Raw genomic sequence first — 18,457 nt, forward strand, 5'->3', positions numbered from 1 at the left:
GAGACCCTCATGCCCAAGACTCTCCTCCGTATCGCCGTGGCCGCCACGTGGCTCACGTCCGCCGTCGTGGCGCAAGCGCAGGCCTGGCCGACCAAGCCGGTCAAGATCGTGGTGCCCTACCCGCCGGGCGGCGCGGTGGACGTGGTCACGCGCAAGATGGCAGCCAAGCTGCAGGAGCAGACCGGCCAGACCTTCTTCGTGGAGAACAAGGCCGGCGCCACGGGCACCATCGGCCTGGCCACGGTGGTGCAATCGCCGGCCGACGGCTACACGCTGGCGGCCAACGACACCACCTACGCGCTGCTGCCGCACATCTTCAAGAAGCTGCCCTTCGACCACCAGAAGGACCTGCTGCCGGTCAGCGCCTTCGTCTTCGCGCCCATGGGCCTGGTGGTCAAGGCCGACTCGCGCTTCAAGACCCTGGGCGACCTGCTGGCCGCAGCCAAGGCCAAGCCGGGCGACATCACCTATGGCACCGGCGGTGCCGGCTCGGCGCCGCACTTCGCCAGCGAAGCCCTGGGCATCGCCTCGGGCGCGCGCTTCCTGCACGTGCCGTTCAAGGGCGCGGGTGAGGCGACGATGGGCCTGCTGTCCGGCACGGTCGACTTCCAGCTGGCCTCCACTCCCGGCGTGATGGGCAACGTCAAGGGTGGCAAGGCGCGTCTGCTGGCCGTGAGCGGGCAGCACCGGCTGCCGGCGCTGCCCGAGGTGCTCACCTTCGCCGAGGCCGGCGTGAAGAACTTCGGCCTCATCAACTTCACCGGGCTGTTCGCACCCAAGGGCACGCCGAAGGCGGTGGTCGACCGCCTGCAGAAGGAAGTGGCCACGGCCATGGCCTCGGCCGACATGAAGGCCTTTGCCGAAGGCATTGCCGCCGAGCCCGGCACCTGGGATGCTGCGGCCTTCGCCAAGGAGTTGACCGAGCGCACCGCCTTCTGGGGCCGCATCGCCGCCAACACCGCATTCGAGCGCGAATAACGCGCGCCAGGAAGCCACCATGTTGTTCGTGCTCCAGCCGCCGCAGGTGCAGCCGCTTGAAGTGTTCAGCCGCCTGCCCGACGAGTTCCGCCGCACCGGCGAGCGCTCCGCCTGGGCCGACGCCAACCGCGGTGGCCAGCCCACCGACTCCTTCCTGGAAGGGCCGGTGTTCGACGAGGAGGGCCGGCTGTACGTGACCGACATCCCGTTCGGCCGCATCTTCCGCATCGACACCACGGGCGAGTGGACCCTGGTGGCACGCTGGGACGGCGAGCCCAACGGCCTGAAGTGGCTGAACCGGCGCGAGCTGCTGGTGACCGACTATCGCCACGGCCTGATGGCCTGCGACGTGGTGACCGGCAATGTGCGGCCCTACCTGGACCGCCGCAACAGCGAGCGCTTCAAGGGCGTCAACGACCTGTGCTTCGACCGCTGCGGCAACCTCTACTTCACCGACCAGGGGCAGACCGGCCTGCACGACCCCAGCGGCCGGCTGTATCGCCTGCGGCCGGATGGACGGCTGGACCTGCTGCTGTCCAACGTGCCCAGCCCCAACGGCGTGGCCCTGTCGCCTGACGAGCGGGTGCTGTACCTCGGCGTCACGCGGGGCAACCAGGTGTGGCGCGTGCCGCTGCTGCCGGATGGCAGCGTGGCCAAGGTGGGCGCCTTCTTCACGTCGTACGGGCCCAGCGGGCCCGACGGCCTGGCGGTGGACAGCCAGGGCCGGGTGCTGGTGGCCAACCCGGGCCTGGGCTTGGTGTGGGTGCTCAGCCCCCATGGCCAGCCCGAGCAGGTGCTGCAGGCGGCGCCGGGCACATCGCTGACCAACGTCGCCTTCGGCGGACCCGACCGGCGCACGCTCTACGTCACCGATTCCACCCACGGCCAGGTGCTGCGCGCCACGCTGTCGCAGGGCGGGCTGCCCCTCCATGGCGGCCCCGCGCCGCAGAGCTGAACCGGCTTACTTGCTGGCCGACTTGCTGCCCTTCTTGTTCACCTGGGCATCCAGCGCCTTGGCCATCTGCAGGTGATGCTCCAGGGCGGGCACCGTCTTGGCGGCCCATGCCTTCACGTCGGGGTCCTTGGCATCCTTGGCCGCCTTGCGGAACAGCTTCAGCGTGTCCTCGTGCGCGTCCACGCCCATGCTGGCCACGTAGCGCTGGTCGAACTTGTCGCCCTCGGCGGTGTCCAGCATCGCCTTGGCCTTGCCCTTTTGCACCAGCGAAGGTTCGCTCGGCAGTTCCACGCCCTTGGTGGAGGCCAGCGACGTCAGTTCCTGGCCCACCTTGGTGTGGTCGTCGATCATCTGCTGCGCGAACTTCTTCACCTCGGGGTGGCTGGCCTTCTGCAGCGCCATCTTGCTGGCCTCCACCTCGGCATGGCCGTTCTCGGCGGCCTGCTTCATGAAGTTGGCGTCGCTGCGCGGCATGGCCGGCATCTTCATGTCGCCCGAGGCGCGGGCGGCCGGCGCCGTGGCCTGCTGCTGCGCGAAGGCCAGCGGGGTGGCCAGGCTGACGGCGGCGATGGCCATGGCGACGAGACTGCGGTGAAAGCGGTGTTGCATGTTCGATCTCCTGCTTGTAAAGAGGGGGCGTCTCCCACCACGGCAATCGGCGTTCCCTGGCAGCGGGTGGCCGCGCCTCACCAGCGGCTGGGGCGGCGCAGCGCCAGGCCGAGCAACAGGCCACCGACGAACATGCCCAGCGTGGTGATCGCCAGTGCCGGCGGCATCGTGCGCACCGAGCCAGCCAGCAGTTCGCCTGCATGCGGCGCGGCCAGCTGCAGGCGGCGCCGCGTCATGCGCGCGCCCAGCACCGGCAACTGCTCGGCCAGCAGCGATTCGGCGGCCGGCAGCAGCACCGTCTCCTCGTCGGCCACGTGGTGCATCACGTCGCGCATCAGCTCGAGAAAGGCGCGGTCGTAGCCGCGGTCCTCGGGCGCCATCGCGCGCAGCTCGGCGATCAGCCGCTTCATCTCGTCGTGTTCGGGGCGCGACTTGGTGAGCACCGCATTGCCGGTGGCCACGGTTTCCAGCGCGGGATAGAAGATCTCCTCTTCCAGCTGCGCATGGATCTCCAGGGCCAGGCAGATCGCATCGACGATGGACTTCTTGCGGGCGGGTTGCGCATCCACCCGGTAGCGGTGCGACATGGTCAGCACATGCGAGTGGTCCATCCGGATCATGGTGGTGATGCCGGGCGAAAGCGAGCGGATGGCGCGGTCCGTGTTCATGCGGTCTCCTTGGCGATGGCGGTGGTTGACGACAGGACGGACTGGGGCAAGCGGGGTGCCTTGCAGGTTTTTGGCCGGCATGAATGGGAACGCCCCTTGCCGCTGGGCGGCTCAAGGCGCGCATGGGTCGCGCCACCCAGCCAGGAGCAGCGATGAGCACGCAGGACACCACCGATCGACACCTGAAGATCCAGCAGGAGCAGGACGCCAGGGACGCCCGCCAGGCCCAGGAGGGCGGGCAGGACAAGAAGGCGCCGGGCGTGCAGGCCGGCGCGCGCGAGCAGCCCACCGAGCTGCCGGCGCAGCACCAGGCCAAGCCCGGCAGCGAGGCCGAGCTGCAGCTGGCGCCGCGCTTCCAGGCGCCGGACTACAAGGGCAGCGAGAAGCTGCAGGGCATGACCGCGCTGATCACCGGCGGCGACTCGGGCATCGGCCGTGCGGTGGCGGTTTTGTTCGCGCGCGAAGGCGCGGACGTGGCCATCGTGTACCTCAGCTCGCACGAGGACGCGGAAGAAACCAAGCGCTGCGTGGAAGCCGAAGGCACCCGCTGCCTGCTGCTGCCCGGCGACGTGAAGGACAGCCGCTTCTGCCAGCAGGCCGTGGACGAGACGCTCAAGGCCTTTGGCCGGCTGGACGTGCTGGTGAACAACGCCGCCTTCCAGGAGCATGCGCAGTCCATCGAGGACATCACCGACGAGCGGCTGCAGGAGACGCTGCAGACCAACATCGCCGGCTACTTCCACATGGCGCGGGCGGCGGTGCCGCATCTGAAGCAGGGCGCCTCCATCATCAACACCGGCTCGGTGGTGGGGCTCAAGGGCAGCGCCAAGCTGCTGGACTACGCCACCACCAAGGGGGCCATCCACGCCTTCACCAAGTCGCTGGCGCAGAACCTGGTGAGCAAGGGCATCCGCGTCAATGCGGTGGCGCCCGGCCCGGTGTGGACGCCGCTGAACCCGGCCGATTCCCCGGCCGAGCAGGTGGCCGAATTCGGCAGGCAGACCGACATGAAGCGCGCCGCCCAGCCCGAGGAACTGAGCCCCGCCTATGTGTACCTGGCCTCGCCGGTCATGTCCGGTTATGTCACCGGCATCGTGCTGCCGGTCACCGGCAGCGTCGGCGCCATCTGAGGCGGGTCGCAGGTACGGCCCTTGCCGCAGGGCTGTGCCGCTGCGCGGCCAAGGAGAACATGATGAACCCGACCGACAAGCAAGACCTGCTGGACAAGCAGGCCAGCGCCAAACCCGGGCCTTCGAGCCCCGACGACCAGCGCGCCGAGGGCAAGGACAAGGACCGCGTGCCCACCTACCAGGAACTGCTGGACGAATCGCTGGACCAGACCTTCCCGGCCAGCGATCCGATCTCGCCGGGTGCCGCCATCAATGCCGAGCGCCGCACCAGCACCGACAAGGACGATGTGGACTGGGAGCTCAAGCCCAGCCAGTCCACCCCATCCGGCAAGACCGACAAGCCCGAGGAGGCTGGCGAGACGGAGAGCAAGCAGCCGGGCAAGTGAAGCCCCCTGGGGCGTTCCGTGCGCGGCATGTGCCTTGCCCACCGCCGCGCATCACACCAAGGAGCGCCATCCATGATCACGTTGGGCATCAACGCGGCTTTCCACGACTCGGCGGCCGCGCTGGTCATTGATGGGCGGCTGTGTGCCGCCGCCGAAGAAGAGCGCTTTTCGCGCATCAAGCACGCCAAGCGTCCGGTGCCCTTCAGCGCCTGGGAGCTGCCCTTCCATGCCATCGACTTCTGCCTGGCGCGTGCCGGCATCCAGCTCACCGACGTGGATGCGGTGGCCTACAGCTTCGATGCGCAGCTCTTCCTCGATGGCCGGCTGCAGGGCGAGACGATCACGCTGCCGCTGATTCCTTCGGCCCGGCCCGACCCGCGCTGGGAGAACCCCTGGGACCCGCTGTTCGCGGCCTACATCCTGAATGCCTCGCGCCAGCTGGTGGACGGCGCACCGCACCACCTGGGCAAGCGCTTCCAGGGTGCGCGCTTCGACGGGCCCTTCACCTTCCACCATGTGGCGCACCACCTGTGCCACCAGGCCAGCGCCTTCCTGGCGGCGCCCTTCGAGCGCTGCGCCGTGATGACGCTGGACGGCCGCGGCGAGCGCGCCACCAGCACCTACGGTGTGTACCGCGACGGCCATTACCAGGCCCTGGGCGAGGTGCAGGTGCCGCATTCACTGGGCCTGCTGTACGAGCAGGTGACCACGCACCTGGGTTTTCTCGCGTCCTCCGACGAATACAAGGTGATGGCGCTGGCCGCGCAAGGCCGGCCGCGATGGCTGAGCGCGCTGAAGTCGCATGTGCATCTGCTGGACCGGGGCCAGTACCGCATCGACCCCATCGACCTGGCCAAGCTGGTGGGGCCGGCGCGTGAACGTGGTGGCCCGCTGACGCAGGATCACTTCGACCTCACCGCCAGCCTGCAGGCCTTGCTGGAGCACACCACCCTGCAGCTGGCCGGCTGGCTGCGGGAGACCACCGGTGAACGCCAGCTGGCCATGGCCGGCGGCGTGGCATTGAACTGCGTGGCCAACGCGCGCCTGCGCGATGCCGGCATCTTCGACGAGGTGTGGGTGCAGCCGGCCGCCGGTGATGCCGGCACCGCACTGGGTGCCGCGCTGTGGATCGACAGCCGAGCCCGCGCCGAAGGGGGTGCGCAGCATCCGCAGCTGCCGCAGGCGCCGCAGGGCCAGCCGGTGAAACTGGCCCCGCGCCAGTGGACGATGACGCATGCCTACTGGGGCCCCGACTGGAGCGACGAGGCCATCGAAGCCGAGCTGAAGTGGGCCAAGCTGCCTTACCGCCGCATGGCAGAGCCCGCACAGGAAGTGGCCCGGCTGCTGGCCGACGACCAGGTCATCGGCTGGTTCCAGGGGCGCATGGAGTTCGGGCCGCGGGCGCTGGGTGCCCGGTCCATCATCGCTTCACCGCTGCATGCCGAGATGCAGGCCCGCATCAACGAGCTGAAGGACCGTGAGGACTTCCGGCCGGTGGCACCGGCGGTGCCGCAGGAACACCTGGCCGAGTGGTTCACGCCCGGCCAGGCCAACCGCGGCCAGTCGCCGTTCATGCTGTTCATCTACGACGTGCTGCCCGCCCAGGCGGACCGCATTCCCGCGGCCTGCCACAGCGACCGCACGGCCCGGGTGCAGACGGTGAGCGCCGATACCCAGCCTGCTTTCCACCAGCTGCTCACGGCCTTCGGTGCGCTCACCGGCGTGCCGGTGCTGATCAACACCTCGTTCAACGTGCGCGGCGAGCCGGTGGTGTGCACGCCGCGCGACGCCATCCATGCCTGGGCCAGCACGCCGGTGGACGCGCTGGTGCTGGGGCCGTTCCTGCTCGAGAAGCGGCGGCCCTGGGGCGTGCTGGACGCAGCGTAGGGGATTGCAGCCGTCAAAGCGGCTTGCGGGGCACCACGCCTTCGGGCCCTGAGCTGGGCTCGCGCAGCACCTCGTCGGCCGCGCCCGGGTCTTCCTCGCCAGCCTCGGACTCGCCTTCGATGGAGGCCTGGGCCGGGCGCGCCGCACGCTGCGCGTGCTGGGCCTTGATCAGCTCGGCATCAGGGTCTTCCGGCGCCACATCGGGTGGCAGCTGCGCGTCGGGCAGGGCCGATTGCACGTGGACGCGCTCGGGCGGCGGCACGTAGTCGCCGTAGTTGGAGCCGGCACGCGTGCGGTCGCCGCCGTCCTGGGTGGCCACGCGGGGTTCGTCCTTCTGGCTGTTCAGCGGGTAGGTCATGGTGCGGTCCTCGTCGTGGGTGTGCCGCGTTGCGGCAACCGACGTTCCTGCCGCGCGCAAGGGCTGGGCATCAGGGCCTTGGCGGCACGGAACACCGCTTGCCCACCGGGCCCATCGGAGATCACCACGAGGGAGCCAAGACCATGGTGCAAGACCGCCTGCGCATCGGCCTGATCAGCGAACATGCCTCACCGCTGGCCCACGCCGGCAGCGTGGACGCCGGGGGCCAGAACATCTACGTCTCGCAGGTGGCGCGTGCGCTGGCTGCGATGGGCCACCAGGTGGATGTGCTCACCCGCCGCGACGACCCCGCGCTGCCGGCTGTGGTGGACGTGCGGCCAGGCATGCGCGTCATCCACATAGATGCCGGGCCGCCCGAATTTGTTCCCAAGGAAGACCTGCTCCAGCACATGCCGGCCTTCACACGCGCCGCGCGCCACCTGATGCAGCGCAGCGTGGGCTACGACCTGATCCATGCCAACTTCTTCATGTCGGGCTGGGTGGGGCTGGCACTGCGCCACATCTTCGAGGTGCCGCTTGTGATGACCTTCCACGCGCTGGGCCTCGTGCGGCGCGAGCACCAGGGCAGTGCCGACACCTTCCCCGAGGCGCGCATCGGCATCGAGCGGCGCATCGTGCAGGGGGCCGATTGCCTGATCGCCGAATGCCCGCAGGACCGTGACGACCTGCTGCGCCTGTATGGCGCACGGCCCGAAGGCATCCGCACCGTGCCGTGCGGCGTGGACCTGGCCACCTTCGGCCCGCGCGACCGCCTGCAGGCGCGCCGCCGGCTGGGCCTGGCGGACGATGAGTTCGTGGTGCTGCAGCTGGGTCGGCTGGTGCCGCGCAAGGGCATCGACAACGTGATCCGCGCCGTCGGCCTGATGGACCCGGCGCTCAAGCCGCGCCTGCTGGTGGTGGGCGGTGAATCGGTGGAGCCCGACGAGGCGCGCACGCCCGAGATCGCGCGGCTGCGCGCCCTGGCCCGCCGCTGCGGCGTGGAAGAGCGCGTGACCTTCACCGGCCGGCGCGACGTGGCCGAGCTGCCCGAGTACTACGCGGCGGCCGACGTGTTCGTCACCACGCCAGCCTATGAACCCTTCGGCATCACGCCGCTGGAAGCCATGGCCTGCGGCACGCCGGTGGTGGGCAGCGCGGTCGGGGGCATCCAGTACAGCGTGGTGGATGGTGTCACCGGCTATCTGGTGCCGCCCCAGGACCCGGCGGCGCTGGCCGACCGGCTGGCCTGGCTGCAGGCCAACCCGGCGCTGCGCCTGGCCCTGGGCCGTGCCGGCGTGGCGCGCGTGCGTTCGCACTTCACCTGGGACCGCGTGGCCCGCGAGCTGGCCGCGGTGTACCAGGCGGTGGTGGCGGCCGAGGCGGCGCTGGTACCACGCAGCGCCGCCTTGCACCGCGCCGCGCACACCCGCCCCTCCGGCACCGGCAAGCCGGTGCAGCAGGCGGTGGTGATGGCGGCCGTGCCGCGCGGGGTGGGCGCATGAAGGCCGTGTTCCTGGACAAGGACGGCACGCTGGTCGAGGACGTGCCCTACAACGTCGACCCGGCGCTGCTGCGCTTCACCCCGCAGGCGCTGCCGGCGCTGCAGCGCCTGCTGCAGGCGGGCTACCGGCTGGTCATCGTCAGCAACCAGTCGGGGCTGGCCACCGGTCGCTTCACCAGCGCGCAGTTCAAGGTGCTGCGCCTGGCCCTGCTGGACAAGCTGCGCGAAGAGGGCGGCATCGAGATCGCGGGCTTCTACGTGTGCCCGCATGCGCCGGCCACGGCCGATGGTCCGGGCTGCGATTGCCGCAAGCCGCAGCCCGGCATGCTGAAGCTGGCCGCGCAGGCCCATGGCCTGGACCTGGAAGGCAGCTGGATGGTGGGCGACATCCTGGACGACGTGGAAGCCGGCCGCCGTGCCGGCTGCCGCACCGTGCTGCTGGACCGGGGCGGCGAGACGGAGTGGCAGCTCTCGCCCTTGCGCACACCGCACCATGTGTGCACCGACCTGGCGGAAGCCGCCCAGGCCATCCTGCAGGACGATGCGTCGCCCCATGCTGCGATGGACGCAGCCCCGCAGCCGGTGGCGCAAAGCCGCCTGCACGCCGCATGAGGGCCGCGGCTCCCCCCACCGGCGTGGCGCCTGCCTGGGCCGGTGTGCGCCGCCTGCTGGCCGTGCGGCTGGACAACCTGGGCGACGTGCTGATGACCACGCTTGCGCTGGCCGCGTTGCGCCAGGCCTGGCCCGGCGTGCACCTGGCGCTGTTGGCCTCGCCCGCCGGCGCCGCGCTGCAGCCACACCTGACGGACGTGGACGAGGTCATCCCCTTCGAGGCACCGTGGGTGCAATCGGCCTGCGGCGCGGCCGAGGCCGGCCCGGCGGTGCAGGCCCTGGTGCAGCGGCTGGCGCAGGGCCGCTTCGATGCGGTGGTGATCTTCACCGTGTGCACCCAAAGCGCGTTACCGATGGCCATGGTGGCACTGCAGGCGGGCATCGGGCTGCGCCTGGCCCACTGCCGCGAGAACCCCTACCACCTGCTGACCGACTGGGTGCGCGATGCCGAGGTGCCGGGCGCGGGCATGCGGCACGAGGTGCAACGCCAGCTCGACCTGCTGGCCGCCATCGGCGTGCGGCCGCCGGCCGACGAGCGGCTGCGGCTGGCTCTGCGGCCGGGCGATGCGGCCTCGCTGGTGCAGCGGCTGGCACGGGCCGGCGTGGACCCGTCGGCCCCTTACTTCGTGGTGCACCCCGGTGCGTCGGCCGCATCGCGCCGCTACCCGGCCGAGCGCTTTGCGCAGGCCGCGCAGGCGGTGGCCCGGGGCGGTGGTGGCCGCGCCCTGGTGGTGGGTGGCGCGGCCGAGGCTGCACTGGTGCAGGCCGCCATGCCCGCGGGCGTGCCGGCCACCGCGCTGGTGGGCGGGCTGGCGCTGGGCGAACTGGCGGCGCTGATCGCCGGTGCCACCGTCACGCTGTGCAACAACAGCGGGCCCGCCCACATCGCCGCGGCGTTGGGGGCGCCGGTGGTGGTGCTGTATGCCCTGACCAACCCGCAGCACACACCCTGGCGGGCACCGGCCCGGGTGTTGAGCCATGACGTGCCCTGCCGCAACTGCCTGCGCAGCGTGTGCCCGATGGGCCACCACGCCTGCCTGCTGGGGGTGCCGGCCGAGGCCGTGACCGAGGCTGCCCTGGGGCTGATGCACGCCCCGATGGAGACGACATGACGGCGCCCGACCGCCACCCCCGCCCCGAGATCGCGGTGGTGATGGCCACCTACCGCCGGCCTGAGCTGCTGCGCCGCTGCCTGCAGGCCGTGCTGCGGCAAAGCCTGGCCGGCGACCGCTACGAGGTGCTGGTGGTGAACGACGGCCCCGACGAGGACACCCGCCGCGTGGTGGCCGAGTTCGATGCCGTCACCGGCGGCGCGCCGGCCGTGCGCTACCTGCGCAACCAGGGCAAGGGCCCGGCCACCGCCCGCAACGTGGGCTGGCGTGCCAGCGCGGCGCCGCTGATCGCCTTCACCGACGACGACACCGTGCCCGACCGCGACTGGCTGGCCCAGGGCCTGGCCGCGATGGCCGGCGGTGCCGCAGCCGCCAGCGGCCGGGTGCGGGTGCCGGTGGAAGGCCCGCCCACCGACCATGCCCGCATGACGCAGGGGCTGGAGACGGCCGAGTTCGTCACCGCCAATGCCTTCGTGCGGCAGGACATCTTGCAGCGTGTCGGCGGTTTCGACGAACGCTTTCAGCGTGCCTGGCGCGAGGACTCGGACCTGCATTTCGCCATCCTGTCCCTGGGGGCCGAGGTCATCCGTGCCGAGCGTGCCGTGGTGCTGCACCCGGTGCGGCCGGCGCCCTGGGGCATCTCGCTCGGGCAGCAGAAGAACGTGGTGTTCGACGGGCTGCTCTACAAGAAGCACCGCGACCTGTTCCGGCAGAAGGTGCGCACGCAGCCGCCCTGGCTGTACCTGGCCATCGTCGGGCTCACCGGTGCTGCGCTGGTGGCCCTGGCTGCCGGCGCGCCGCGGGCCGCCGGCGGGTGCGCGGCCGGCGCGCTGCTGGGCATCGGCCGCTTCGCGTGGCTTCGGTTGCGGGACGCCTCGCACGATCCGGCCCATGTGTGGGAGATGCTGTGCACCTCCGCCGCCATCCCGTTCCTGGCGCTGTGGTGGCGGCTGGTGGGCGCCTGGCGCTTCAAGGTGATCTACCCATGACGGCGGCGGTGGCCTGGCCCGTCGCGCCGCGGCGCATCGGCGTCTTCCGCGCGCTGATGCTGGGCGACATGCTGTGCGCCGTGCCGGCCCTGCGTGCCATCTCGGCGCGCTGGCCGCAGGCGGAGCTGGTGCTCATCGGCCTGCCCTGGGCGCGCGAATGGGCGCGGCGGCTGCCGATGGTGCAGCGCTTCGTCGAGTTTCCCGGCTGGCCCGGCCTGCCCGAGCGTGAGCCCGACCTGGCCGCGCTGCCCGGCTGGCTGCAGGCCATGCAGGCCGAGCGCTTCGACCTGCTGCTGCAACTGCATGGCAGCGGCAGCGTGGTCAACCACCTGCTGGCTGCCTGCGCCCCGCAGCGGCTGGCCGGCTTTGCCGAGCCCGACGACCTGGCGCCCGAGCCCGCGCTGTTCACCCGTTGGCCGCGGCAGGGGCATGAGATCGAACGCCTGCTGCACCTGACCGACCACCTGGGCCTGCCGCGCCAGGGCACGGCCATGCTGCTGCCCTTGGCCGAGGAGGACCGGGCACGCGCCACGGCGCTGCTGGCGGCCGAGGGCGCGGGTGGTGGGCCCTATGCCTGCGTGCATGCCGGCGCGCGCTTCAGCTCGCGCCGCTGGCCGGCCGAACGCTTTGCCGCGGTGGCCGACCAGCTGGCGCGGCAGGGCCTGCGCATCGTGCTCACCGGCAGCGAAGGCGAGCGGCCGCTGGTGCAGCAGCTGCGGCAGGCCATGCGCCAGCCCGTGATCGACCTGACCGGCCGCACCGACTTCTGGTCGCTGGCCGCGCTGGTGCAGGGCGCCCGCCTGCTGCTGAGCAACGACACCGGCGTCTCGCATGTGGCCGCCGCTGTGGGCACGCCCAGCGTGGTGGTCAGCTCGGGCAGCGACGTGGCGCGCTGGGCACCGCTGGACACCGGGCGCCATACGGTGCTGTGGGCCGACACGCCCTGCCGCCCCTGCGGCCACGAGCACTGCCCCTATCAACACGAATGCGCGCTGGCCGTGGGCGTGGACGAGGTGGCCGCGGTGGCCCTTCGCCGCGCCATCGACCCTGCGCCGGCCGCCCCTGCGGCGCCACGGACCGAGGAGGCCACCCCATGAACACCACCCCCCGCCGCCGCCTGCGCGTGCTCACCTGGCATGTGCACGGCAACTACCTGTACTACCTGACGCAGGCACCGCACGACTTTCACCTGGCCACGCTGCCCGGCCACCCGCCCGGCCATGTGGGCAAGGTGGGCGTGCTGCCCTGGGGCGACAACGTGCACGAGGTGCCGGCCGATGCGCTGGGCGAGCACAGCTTCGACTGCGTGCTCTACCAGCACGAGCGCCATTGGCACACCGACCGGCTGGAGCGGCTGACGCCGGCGCAGCGCGCGCTGCCCACGCTGTTCGTGGAGCACGACCCGCCGCAGGGCCACCCCACCGACACCCGCCATGCGGCGGCAGGCAGCGGCGCGCACCTGGTACAGGTCACGCCCTTCAATGCGCTGATGTGGGACAACGGCGATGCACCGGTCCACATCATCGACCACGGCGTGCTGATACCGCCGGACGTGCGCTACAGCGGCGAGCGGCCCGAGGGCATCGTCGTCGTCAACCACCTGCAGCAGCGCGGCCGGCGGCTGGGCGCCGACGTGTTCGAGCAGGTGCGTCAGCAGGTGCAGCTGCAGCTGGTGGGCATGGACAGCGGGCGCATGGGCGGCCTGGGCGAGGTGGGCAACCTGGACCTGGCCGCCGCCATGGCCCAGTACCGGTTCTTCTTCAACCCCATCCGCTACACCAGCCTCGGCCTGGCGGTCATCGAAGCCATGATGGTGGGCCTGCCCATCGTCGGCCTGGCCACCACCGAGCTGAGCACCGTCATCCGCAATGGCGAGAACGGCTGGATCGACACCCGCATCGACAAGCTGGTGGAGGTGATGAACATGCTGGTGCATGAGCCCGAGGTGGCGAGGCGGTGGGGCGAGGCCGCGCGCCAGACGGCGATGGCGCGCTTCAACATCCAGCGCTTCGCGGCCGATTGGGACCGGGTGCTCACGCAGGTGGCCGGGGGTGCGCGATGACGGCCGCGCCGAGGCCGCTGCACGCCAAGCGCGTGGTGGTCACCGGCGGTGCCGGCTTCATCGGGTCGCACCTGTGCCGCCGGCTGCTGGAGGCGGGCGCCGAGGTGCTGTGCGTGGACAACTTCTATACCGGCTCGCGGGCGCTCATCGCGCCGCTGCTGGGCCACGCGCGCTTCGAGCTGCTGCGCCACGACGTCACCTTCCCGCTGTACGTGGAATGCGACGAGATCTACAACCTCGCCTGCCCGGCGTCGCCGGTGCATTACCAGCTGGACCCGGTGCAGACCACCAAGACCAGCGTGCACGGCGCCATCAACATGCTGGGCCTGGCCAAGCGGCTGAAGGCGCGCATCCTGCAGGCCAGCACCAGCGAGGTGTACGGCGACCCGCTGGTGCACCCGCAGAAGGAAGACTACTGGGGCCATGTGAATCCCATCGGCCCGCGCAGCTGCTACGACGAAGGCAAGCGCTGCGCCGAAACGCTGTTCATGGACTACCGGCGCCAGCACCAGCTGCGCGTGAAGGTGGCGCGCATCTTCAACACCTACGGGCCGCACATGCACCCGGGTGATGGCCGCGTGGTCAGCAACTTCATCGTGCAGGCGCTCACCGGCCAGCCCATCACGCTGTACGGCGACGGCCAGCAGACGCGCAGCTTCTGCCACGTGAGCGATACGGTGGATGCGCTGATGCGGCTGATGGACACGCGCGACGACTTCGCCGGCCCGGTGAACATCGGCAACCCGGTGGAGCGCAGCATGCTGGACATCGCCCGGCTGGTGCTGGAACTCACCGGCTCGCGCTCGCCGTTGGTGTTTGAGCCGTTGCCCCAGGACGACCCCCGCCAGCGCTGCCCCGACATCACGCTGGCGCGCGAGGAGCTGGGCTGGCAGCCCACGGTGGCGCTGCGCACCGGCCTGCTGGACACCATCGCCTGGTTCGACCGCTGCCTGGCGGGCGGGCCGGAGGCGAGGCGGATGTGAGGGCGTGAGCGAGCCTGCCTGATGCGCAGCTTTGCGCAAAGGCCACGCGCGTCAGCGCAGCACGTTGACCAGCTGCGCAGCGCTGCGGCTGCCGGCCACGTCGCTGGCCTGGGTCCAGGTGACGCCGACGGAGCCGTCACGGTGCACGGCGATGGCCGGACCGGCGGTGAACATCGTGGCGCCTGCAGGCGGTGTGCTGATCGTCGTCACCGGCGTCCAGGCCTGGTCCTTGAGCAGGAAGCGGAGCACGGCGATGCCGGTGCCGGTGTCCGACACGGCCGTGACGTTGCCTGCCGGGTCGGCGGCAATCAGCCCACTGCCCCCACCGGTGCCTGCCCCCATCAGCTCGGGGGCTGACCAGGTGCGTGTCTCAGCGTTGTAGCGCGACCAGCGCGTGCCGTTCGATGATCCCCACACGGCGGTCACGTTGCCGGCCGGGTCCACGGCCAGGGCGGCGCGGCGGTCCAGCCCCGTGGTGGCCGGGTCCAGGTTTCTGAACGTGCCCCACTGCCCGCTCGCTGCTTCCCAGCGGACGACCCGGGCGCGCGAATCGAAGCCACCCTGCGCGTAAGCCACGGTGACGGAGCCTGCGCTGTCGGTCACCACATCCAGCTGCGAGATGTTGTTGACCCCGTCATCCAGCTGCGCCGGCACCGTCCAGGCGCCGCGTGCGGCGTCGTAGTGGCTGCCCATCAGGCGCTCGCTGCTGATCAGCCCTTCGATCCACACCGCGGTGAGGTTGCCCGCGCGGTCGGCGACCAGCCGGGCCGTGCGTGCGCCGCTCGGCACCACGACCAGGGTGATGGGTACTTCCCAACCCGTCTTGCTGGCGTCTTGCCGCACGGCCGTCACGCTGTCGCGCGTCCACCCCAGCAACATCAGCCGCTCGTCGTCACCCGTGGCCGCTGTCGTGCTGGCCAGGTCCCAGAGGCCCTCTGGCACTGGCAGGGTGTAGGGTGCACTCCAAGTGCCGCTGCGGGCGTCCAGCTGTGACCATTGCAGCGTGGTGCCGGTCGTCGTGGACCGGTTCCAGATGGCATGGCATGCGCCGCTGTCCAGGCATTTCAGCCTGGGGTTGCCGGCGCTGGCGGTGGCGTCGGACAGCCTGGCGGCCGCGGACCAGTTGCCCCCGGACGCGTCGGACCGTGCGGCCATCAGCACGGGCGGGCCGCCGGCCGTGGCTTGCGTCCAGGCCACCACCAGCCGCCCGTCCCGATCGAAGCTGGCGACCCGTGCGTTCACCTCATTCATGTCGGACAAGGGGGCCAGCGCGGTGGCGCGTGCGCTCCAGCTCATGCCCGCCGTGGTGAACTGCAGCGAGACCGGCGCGGACAACGAACGGCCCGTGATGTCCTGCAGCCCCGTGGCCCAGTCGACGGTGTAGCGGGCATCCGCCACCAGGCTGCCGCTTCGGGGGCGCAGGCTCACGGTCGCCGCTTCCGCGGTGGCCACGCTGTCCACAGCGCCCAGGTCACTGGCCAGGCGGATGTTGGCCCCCGATGCGCTGGCCGGAGCGACCGGCGCATTGAAGGTGGCCGTGATGGCTGCAACGCGGCTGACGCCGGTCGCGCCCTGCGCAGGCGTGGTGCCCACGATGGCCAACGGCGGCGGCGGTGGCGGCGGCGGAGGGGCCGGTGGCGTCGAGTCCGGCGGGGGCGGGCTAACCGGACGGGTAGTTTGCCCGTACTCAAGCTTTTGCCGCAGGGGCTGCCGACGCTGGCGCAGCGTCCAGGGCCTGGAGGTCGAAGGTCAGCAACGCACCTTCAGCGCCCCTCGGCCGGAAGGGCGCCTTGCTCAGTACCGCGGCCTGCGAGGCGGTGTGACACCCGCCTCGGCCCGCTCGGCGCGGGCGGTGTTCACCTGCTCGGCCCGCTTGGCCTGCTGGGCGGCGCGCCAGTCCATCGCGGTACGCGCCACGCGGAAGATGCGCATCGGCCACCAGCCGCCCGGTGCAAAGGCCGATGCCGCCGCCGCCGCGGGTGAACGGGCCGGCAGCACGAAGGGCGCGAGGATCAGGCCCAGCCGCCCCAGCTGGCCCCAGATGCCGGGCCGCTGGTCCGGCGGCACCGGCACGTCGGCCAGGCCATGGCCGTACCGGTAGGCGGCCTGGCGTGCACGCTCGCGCTCGCGTGCCTTGGCCTTCGGGTCGGGTCGCACCGCCTTGTACACGCGCCAGCCTGCCCACACCGACAGCAGCGCGCCTGCACCGATCAGCGCCACGCGGCCGCCCGAGCGCGCGGCATTGCGCGTCTGCGTCGTCACCTGGTCCAGCCGCTGCATCACCCGGCGGTCATGCAGCATCACCTCGCGCTCGGCGCGGCGGATGCGTTCGTCCAGGGACAGGCCGTCCTGCGGTTGATGGGCGGTCATGGCGACACCTCGGTGGGGTTGTTGGCATTCTTGACGGTCATGTGGTGCAGCGTGGCCGGCAGCGCCAACAGCGGCACCATGGCCACCGCGCGCCAGGCCAGCACGCCGGCCACCACCAGGTTCACGGCGGTCACCAGCGCCATCGTCCACACCGGCGACCATTCGGCCACCTGCACCAGCAGCAGTGCAACGGCCACCCACAGCGCGAACCAGCCGGTCAGCGCCACCACGGCCGCCAGCACCAGCAGGGCCAGGATCTTGGGCAGCACGTCGCGCGCGCGCCGCAGCTCCAGCGCCAGCAGGTTCACGCGGGCGCTGATGGCGGCCGCGCCTTCCTGCAGCAGGCCCTGGATGCCGGCGGGCAGTCCGGCCAGGCCGGGGCGCGGATCACCGCTGGATGAAGAGGAGCCGGGGGGTCGGTTCATGCGGGTCTTTCTCGGGTCGGGAGGACGCAGGTGGGTCAGAACTTCGATACACCTGTTGGCAAACAGGGTGCCGGCCCCGTGGCCACTCTGCCGTACGTTTGCTGACGCCGCGTGAACAGTCCACCGTCCAGGTGGCCCGGCGCTGCTTCAGCGCCGGCTGCCCGTGGGGTCGGACTGGCCGATCACGCGCGTCTCCCCGGCTTCCGGCTTCAGGTCGCCGACACCGCTGCCGCCATCGAAGTCTTCGCTGATGTTCTCCAGGGCGGCCTTGCTCTGCTCGCGCTGCTTCATGGCCGGGTCTTCGGGCTTGCCGTGCGCCTGCTCGTCGGCGCCGCTCTGGCTGGTGGGGATGGGCATGTCATGTCCTGGTGGGGTGAAGGTGCCAAGCATCGGCAATCGGGCGGCCGCGCCTGCGCCGCCTCTTGCGCGGACGCGGAACACGCCTTGCCACCCTTGCCGGGCAAGCACCGCGCGACCGCGCAGCCACCTCCACACAAAGGAATTTCCATGTTCGTGCACAACAAGCGATTGCAGTACACCGTCCGCGTCAGCGAAAGCAACCCGGGCCTGGCCAACCTGATGCTGGAACAATTCGGCGGCCCGCAGGGCGAGCTGGCCGCGGCCTGCCGCTACTTCACGCAGTACCTGGGTGAAGACGACCCGGGCCGCAAGGACATGCTGATCGACATCGCCACCGAGGAGCTGAGCCACCTCGAGATCATCGGCACCATCGTCGGCATGCTCAACAAGGGCGCCAAGGGCCGGCTGGCCGAGGCGGTGGAAGAGGAGGGCGAGATCTACCGCGCCATCACCGGCGCCGGCAACGACTCGCACCTCACCCAGGTGCTGTACGGTGGCGGCCCGCCGCTGACCAACTCGGCCGGCGTGCCCTGGACCTCGGCCTACATCGACACCATCGGCGAGCCCACGGCCGACCTGCGCTCCAACATCGCGGCCGAGTCGCGCGCCAAGATCGTCTACGAGCGGCTGATCGCGCTCACCGACGACCCGGGCGTGAAGGAAGCGCTGGGCTTCCTGATGACGCGCGAGGTGGCGCACCAGAAGAGCTTCGAGAAGGCGCTGTATGCCATCGCGCCCAACTTCCCGCCGGGCAAGCAGCCGCCGGTGCCCGAGTTCGCGAGCGTGTACTACAACCTGTCGCAGGGCGCAGGCGACCTGCGTGGGCCGTGGAACAGCGACGAGAACTTCACCTACGTCAGCGACCGCGAGGCACAGGTGGCGGTGGACGGCGGTGACGGCCTCTTCAGCGTGAAGCTGACGTCGGACGAGGACGAGGTGGTGCAGCAGATGGCCACCCGCACCGCGTCCGATCCGCAGTCCGACCCCACCACCGGCGCCGAGCTGGGCATGGGCCAGGCCCCGGAAGCCGGCACCATCGTGCGCTGACAGGCCTGTGAGGCCAAGGGCTTGG

The 18,457-nt window shown here is 71.2% G+C and carries 20 protein-coding genes; 13 read left to right on the forward strand and 7 right to left on the reverse strand.

Features of this window, described 5'->3' with window-relative positions; genetic code table 11:
* Positions 1-9: 9 nt before the first annotated feature.
* Together MW290_RS08390 and MW290_RS08395 are read left to right on the forward strand one after the other, a co-directional pair.
* Positions 10-978: a Bug family tripartite tricarboxylate transporter substrate binding protein gene (locus tag MW290_RS08390; RefSeq protein ID WP_250194222.1), complete on the forward strand. Its 969-nt coding sequence runs from the start codon at positions 10-12 to the stop codon at positions 976-978.
* Between the two features lie 22 nt (positions 979-1,000).
* The gene (locus MW290_RS08395) at positions 1,001-1,933 is read left to right on the forward strand and encodes an SMP-30/gluconolactonase/LRE family protein (RefSeq protein ID WP_250196628.1); all 933 of its coding nucleotides are present in this window, start codon (positions 1,001-1,003) and stop codon (positions 1,931-1,933) included.
* Positions 1,934-1,939: 6 nt separating this feature from the next.
* Here MW290_RS08395 and MW290_RS08400 read toward each other — a convergent pair whose 3' ends face one another.
* Positions 1,940-2,542, reverse strand: a complete 603-nt coding sequence (locus MW290_RS08400; protein WP_250194223.1) for a DUF4142 domain-containing protein — start codon at positions 2,540-2,542, stop codon at positions 1,940-1,942.
* A gap of 77 nt (positions 2,543-2,619) precedes the next feature.
* Positions 2,620-3,210, reverse strand: coding sequence for a hemerythrin domain-containing protein (locus MW290_RS08405; RefSeq protein ID WP_250194224.1), 591 nt, complete (start codon positions 3,208-3,210; stop codon positions 2,620-2,622).
* A 152-nt stretch (positions 3,211-3,362) separates the two neighbouring features.
* Here MW290_RS08405 and MW290_RS08410 point away from each other — a divergent pair, with 152 nt between their 5' ends.
* The 3 genes from MW290_RS08410 to MW290_RS08420 all read left to right on the forward strand — a co-directional run bounded on the left by MW290_RS08410 (position 3,363) and on the right by MW290_RS08420 (position 6,613).
* Positions 3,363-4,340 (forward strand): SDR family oxidoreductase, encoded by a 978-nt coding sequence (locus MW290_RS08410; RefSeq protein WP_250194225.1) that lies wholly within the window; start codon positions 3,363-3,365, stop codon positions 4,338-4,340.
* Between the two features lie 62 nt (positions 4,341-4,402).
* On the forward strand, positions 4,403-4,726 hold the full coding sequence (locus MW290_RS08415) for a hypothetical protein (RefSeq protein ID WP_250194226.1): 324 nt from the start codon (positions 4,403-4,405) through the stop codon (positions 4,724-4,726).
* A gap of 72 nt (positions 4,727-4,798) precedes the next feature.
* Entirely contained in the window at positions 4,799-6,613 is a 1,815-nt protein-coding gene (locus tag MW290_RS08420; protein WP_250194227.1) for a carbamoyltransferase family protein, read from the forward strand.
* A gap of 13 nt (positions 6,614-6,626) precedes the next feature.
* Here MW290_RS08420 and MW290_RS08425 read toward each other — a convergent pair whose 3' ends face one another.
* Positions 6,627-6,971: a hypothetical protein gene (locus tag MW290_RS08425; protein WP_250194228.1), complete on the reverse strand. Its 345-nt coding sequence runs from the start codon at positions 6,969-6,971 to the stop codon at positions 6,627-6,629.
* Between the two features lie 158 nt (positions 6,972-7,129).
* Here MW290_RS08425 and MW290_RS08430 point away from each other — a divergent pair, with 158 nt between their 5' ends.
* From MW290_RS08430 to MW290_RS08460, 7 genes are read left to right on the forward strand one after another with little or no spacing between them, the layout of a single operon-like run.
* Complete coding sequence (locus MW290_RS08430) at positions 7,130-8,473, forward strand: glycosyltransferase family 4 protein (RefSeq protein WP_445659482.1); 1,344 nt, start codon at positions 7,130-7,132, stop codon at positions 8,471-8,473.
* On the forward strand, positions 8,470-9,084 hold the full coding sequence (locus MW290_RS08435) for a D-glycero-alpha-D-manno-heptose-1,7-bisphosphate 7-phosphatase (RefSeq protein ID WP_250194230.1): 615 nt from the start codon (positions 8,470-8,472) through the stop codon (positions 9,082-9,084). Before MW290_RS08430 ends, MW290_RS08435 begins: the two co-directional genes overlap by 4 nt.
* Positions 9,081-10,196, forward strand: a complete 1,116-nt coding sequence (locus tag MW290_RS08440) for a glycosyltransferase family 9 protein (RefSeq protein WP_250194231.1) — start codon at positions 9,081-9,083, stop codon at positions 10,194-10,196. Before MW290_RS08435 ends, MW290_RS08440 begins: the two co-directional genes overlap by 4 nt.
* The gene (locus tag MW290_RS08445) at positions 10,193-11,185 is read left to right on the forward strand and encodes a glycosyltransferase family 2 protein (protein WP_250194232.1); all 993 of its coding nucleotides are present in this window, start codon (positions 10,193-10,195) and stop codon (positions 11,183-11,185) included. The genes MW290_RS08440 and MW290_RS08445 overlap by 4 nt, the downstream gene beginning before the upstream one ends.
* Positions 11,182-12,282 (forward strand): glycosyltransferase family 9 protein, encoded by a 1,101-nt coding sequence (locus MW290_RS08450; RefSeq protein WP_250194233.1) that lies wholly within the window; start codon positions 11,182-11,184, stop codon positions 12,280-12,282. The genes MW290_RS08445 and MW290_RS08450 overlap by 4 nt, the downstream gene beginning before the upstream one ends.
* A complete protein-coding gene (locus MW290_RS08455) occupies positions 12,279-13,247 on the forward strand; it encodes a glycosyltransferase (protein WP_250194234.1) in 969 nt (322 codons plus the stop codon). The genes MW290_RS08450 and MW290_RS08455 overlap by 4 nt, the downstream gene beginning before the upstream one ends.
* Complete coding sequence (locus MW290_RS08460; RefSeq protein WP_250194235.1) at positions 13,244-14,230, forward strand: UDP-glucuronic acid decarboxylase family protein; 987 nt, start codon at positions 13,244-13,246, stop codon at positions 14,228-14,230. The genes MW290_RS08455 and MW290_RS08460 overlap by 4 nt, the downstream gene beginning before the upstream one ends.
* A gap of 51 nt (positions 14,231-14,281) precedes the next feature.
* On the opposite strand, the gene MW290_RS08465 is transcribed toward MW290_RS08460, so the two are convergent.
* From MW290_RS08465 to MW290_RS08480, 4 genes are all read right to left on the reverse strand, one after another.
* Positions 14,282-15,823: an Ig-like domain-containing domain gene (locus MW290_RS08465; protein WP_250194236.1), complete on the reverse strand. Its 1,542-nt coding sequence runs from the start codon at positions 15,821-15,823 to the stop codon at positions 14,282-14,284.
* A 201-nt stretch (positions 15,824-16,024) separates the two neighbouring features.
* Positions 16,025-16,600: a hypothetical protein gene (locus MW290_RS08470; protein WP_250194237.1), complete on the reverse strand. Its 576-nt coding sequence runs from the start codon at positions 16,598-16,600 to the stop codon at positions 16,025-16,027.
* Positions 16,597-17,025, reverse strand: a complete 429-nt coding sequence (locus MW290_RS08475) for a phage holin family protein (protein ID WP_250194238.1) — start codon at positions 17,023-17,025, stop codon at positions 16,597-16,599. The genes MW290_RS08470 and MW290_RS08475 overlap by 4 nt, the downstream gene beginning before the upstream one ends.
* A gap of 147 nt (positions 17,026-17,172) precedes the next feature.
* Positions 17,173-17,382 carry a hypothetical protein gene (locus MW290_RS08480; RefSeq protein WP_250194239.1) on the reverse strand — a complete coding sequence of 70 codons (210 nt, stop codon included), beginning with the start codon at positions 17,380-17,382 and terminating at the stop codon, positions 17,173-17,175.
* A 150-nt stretch (positions 17,383-17,532) separates the two neighbouring features.
* On the opposite strand from MW290_RS08480, the gene MW290_RS08485 reads away from it, so the two are divergent.
* Positions 17,533-18,432, forward strand: a complete 900-nt coding sequence (locus MW290_RS08485; protein ID WP_250194240.1) for a manganese catalase family protein — start codon at positions 17,533-17,535, stop codon at positions 18,430-18,432.
* Positions 18,433-18,457: the final 25 nt, after the last annotated feature.

The organism is Aquincola tertiaricarbonis, assembly GCF_023573145.1.
Classification (GTDB): Bacteria; Pseudomonadota; Gammaproteobacteria; order Burkholderiales; family Burkholderiaceae_C; genus Aquincola; species Aquincola tertiaricarbonis_B.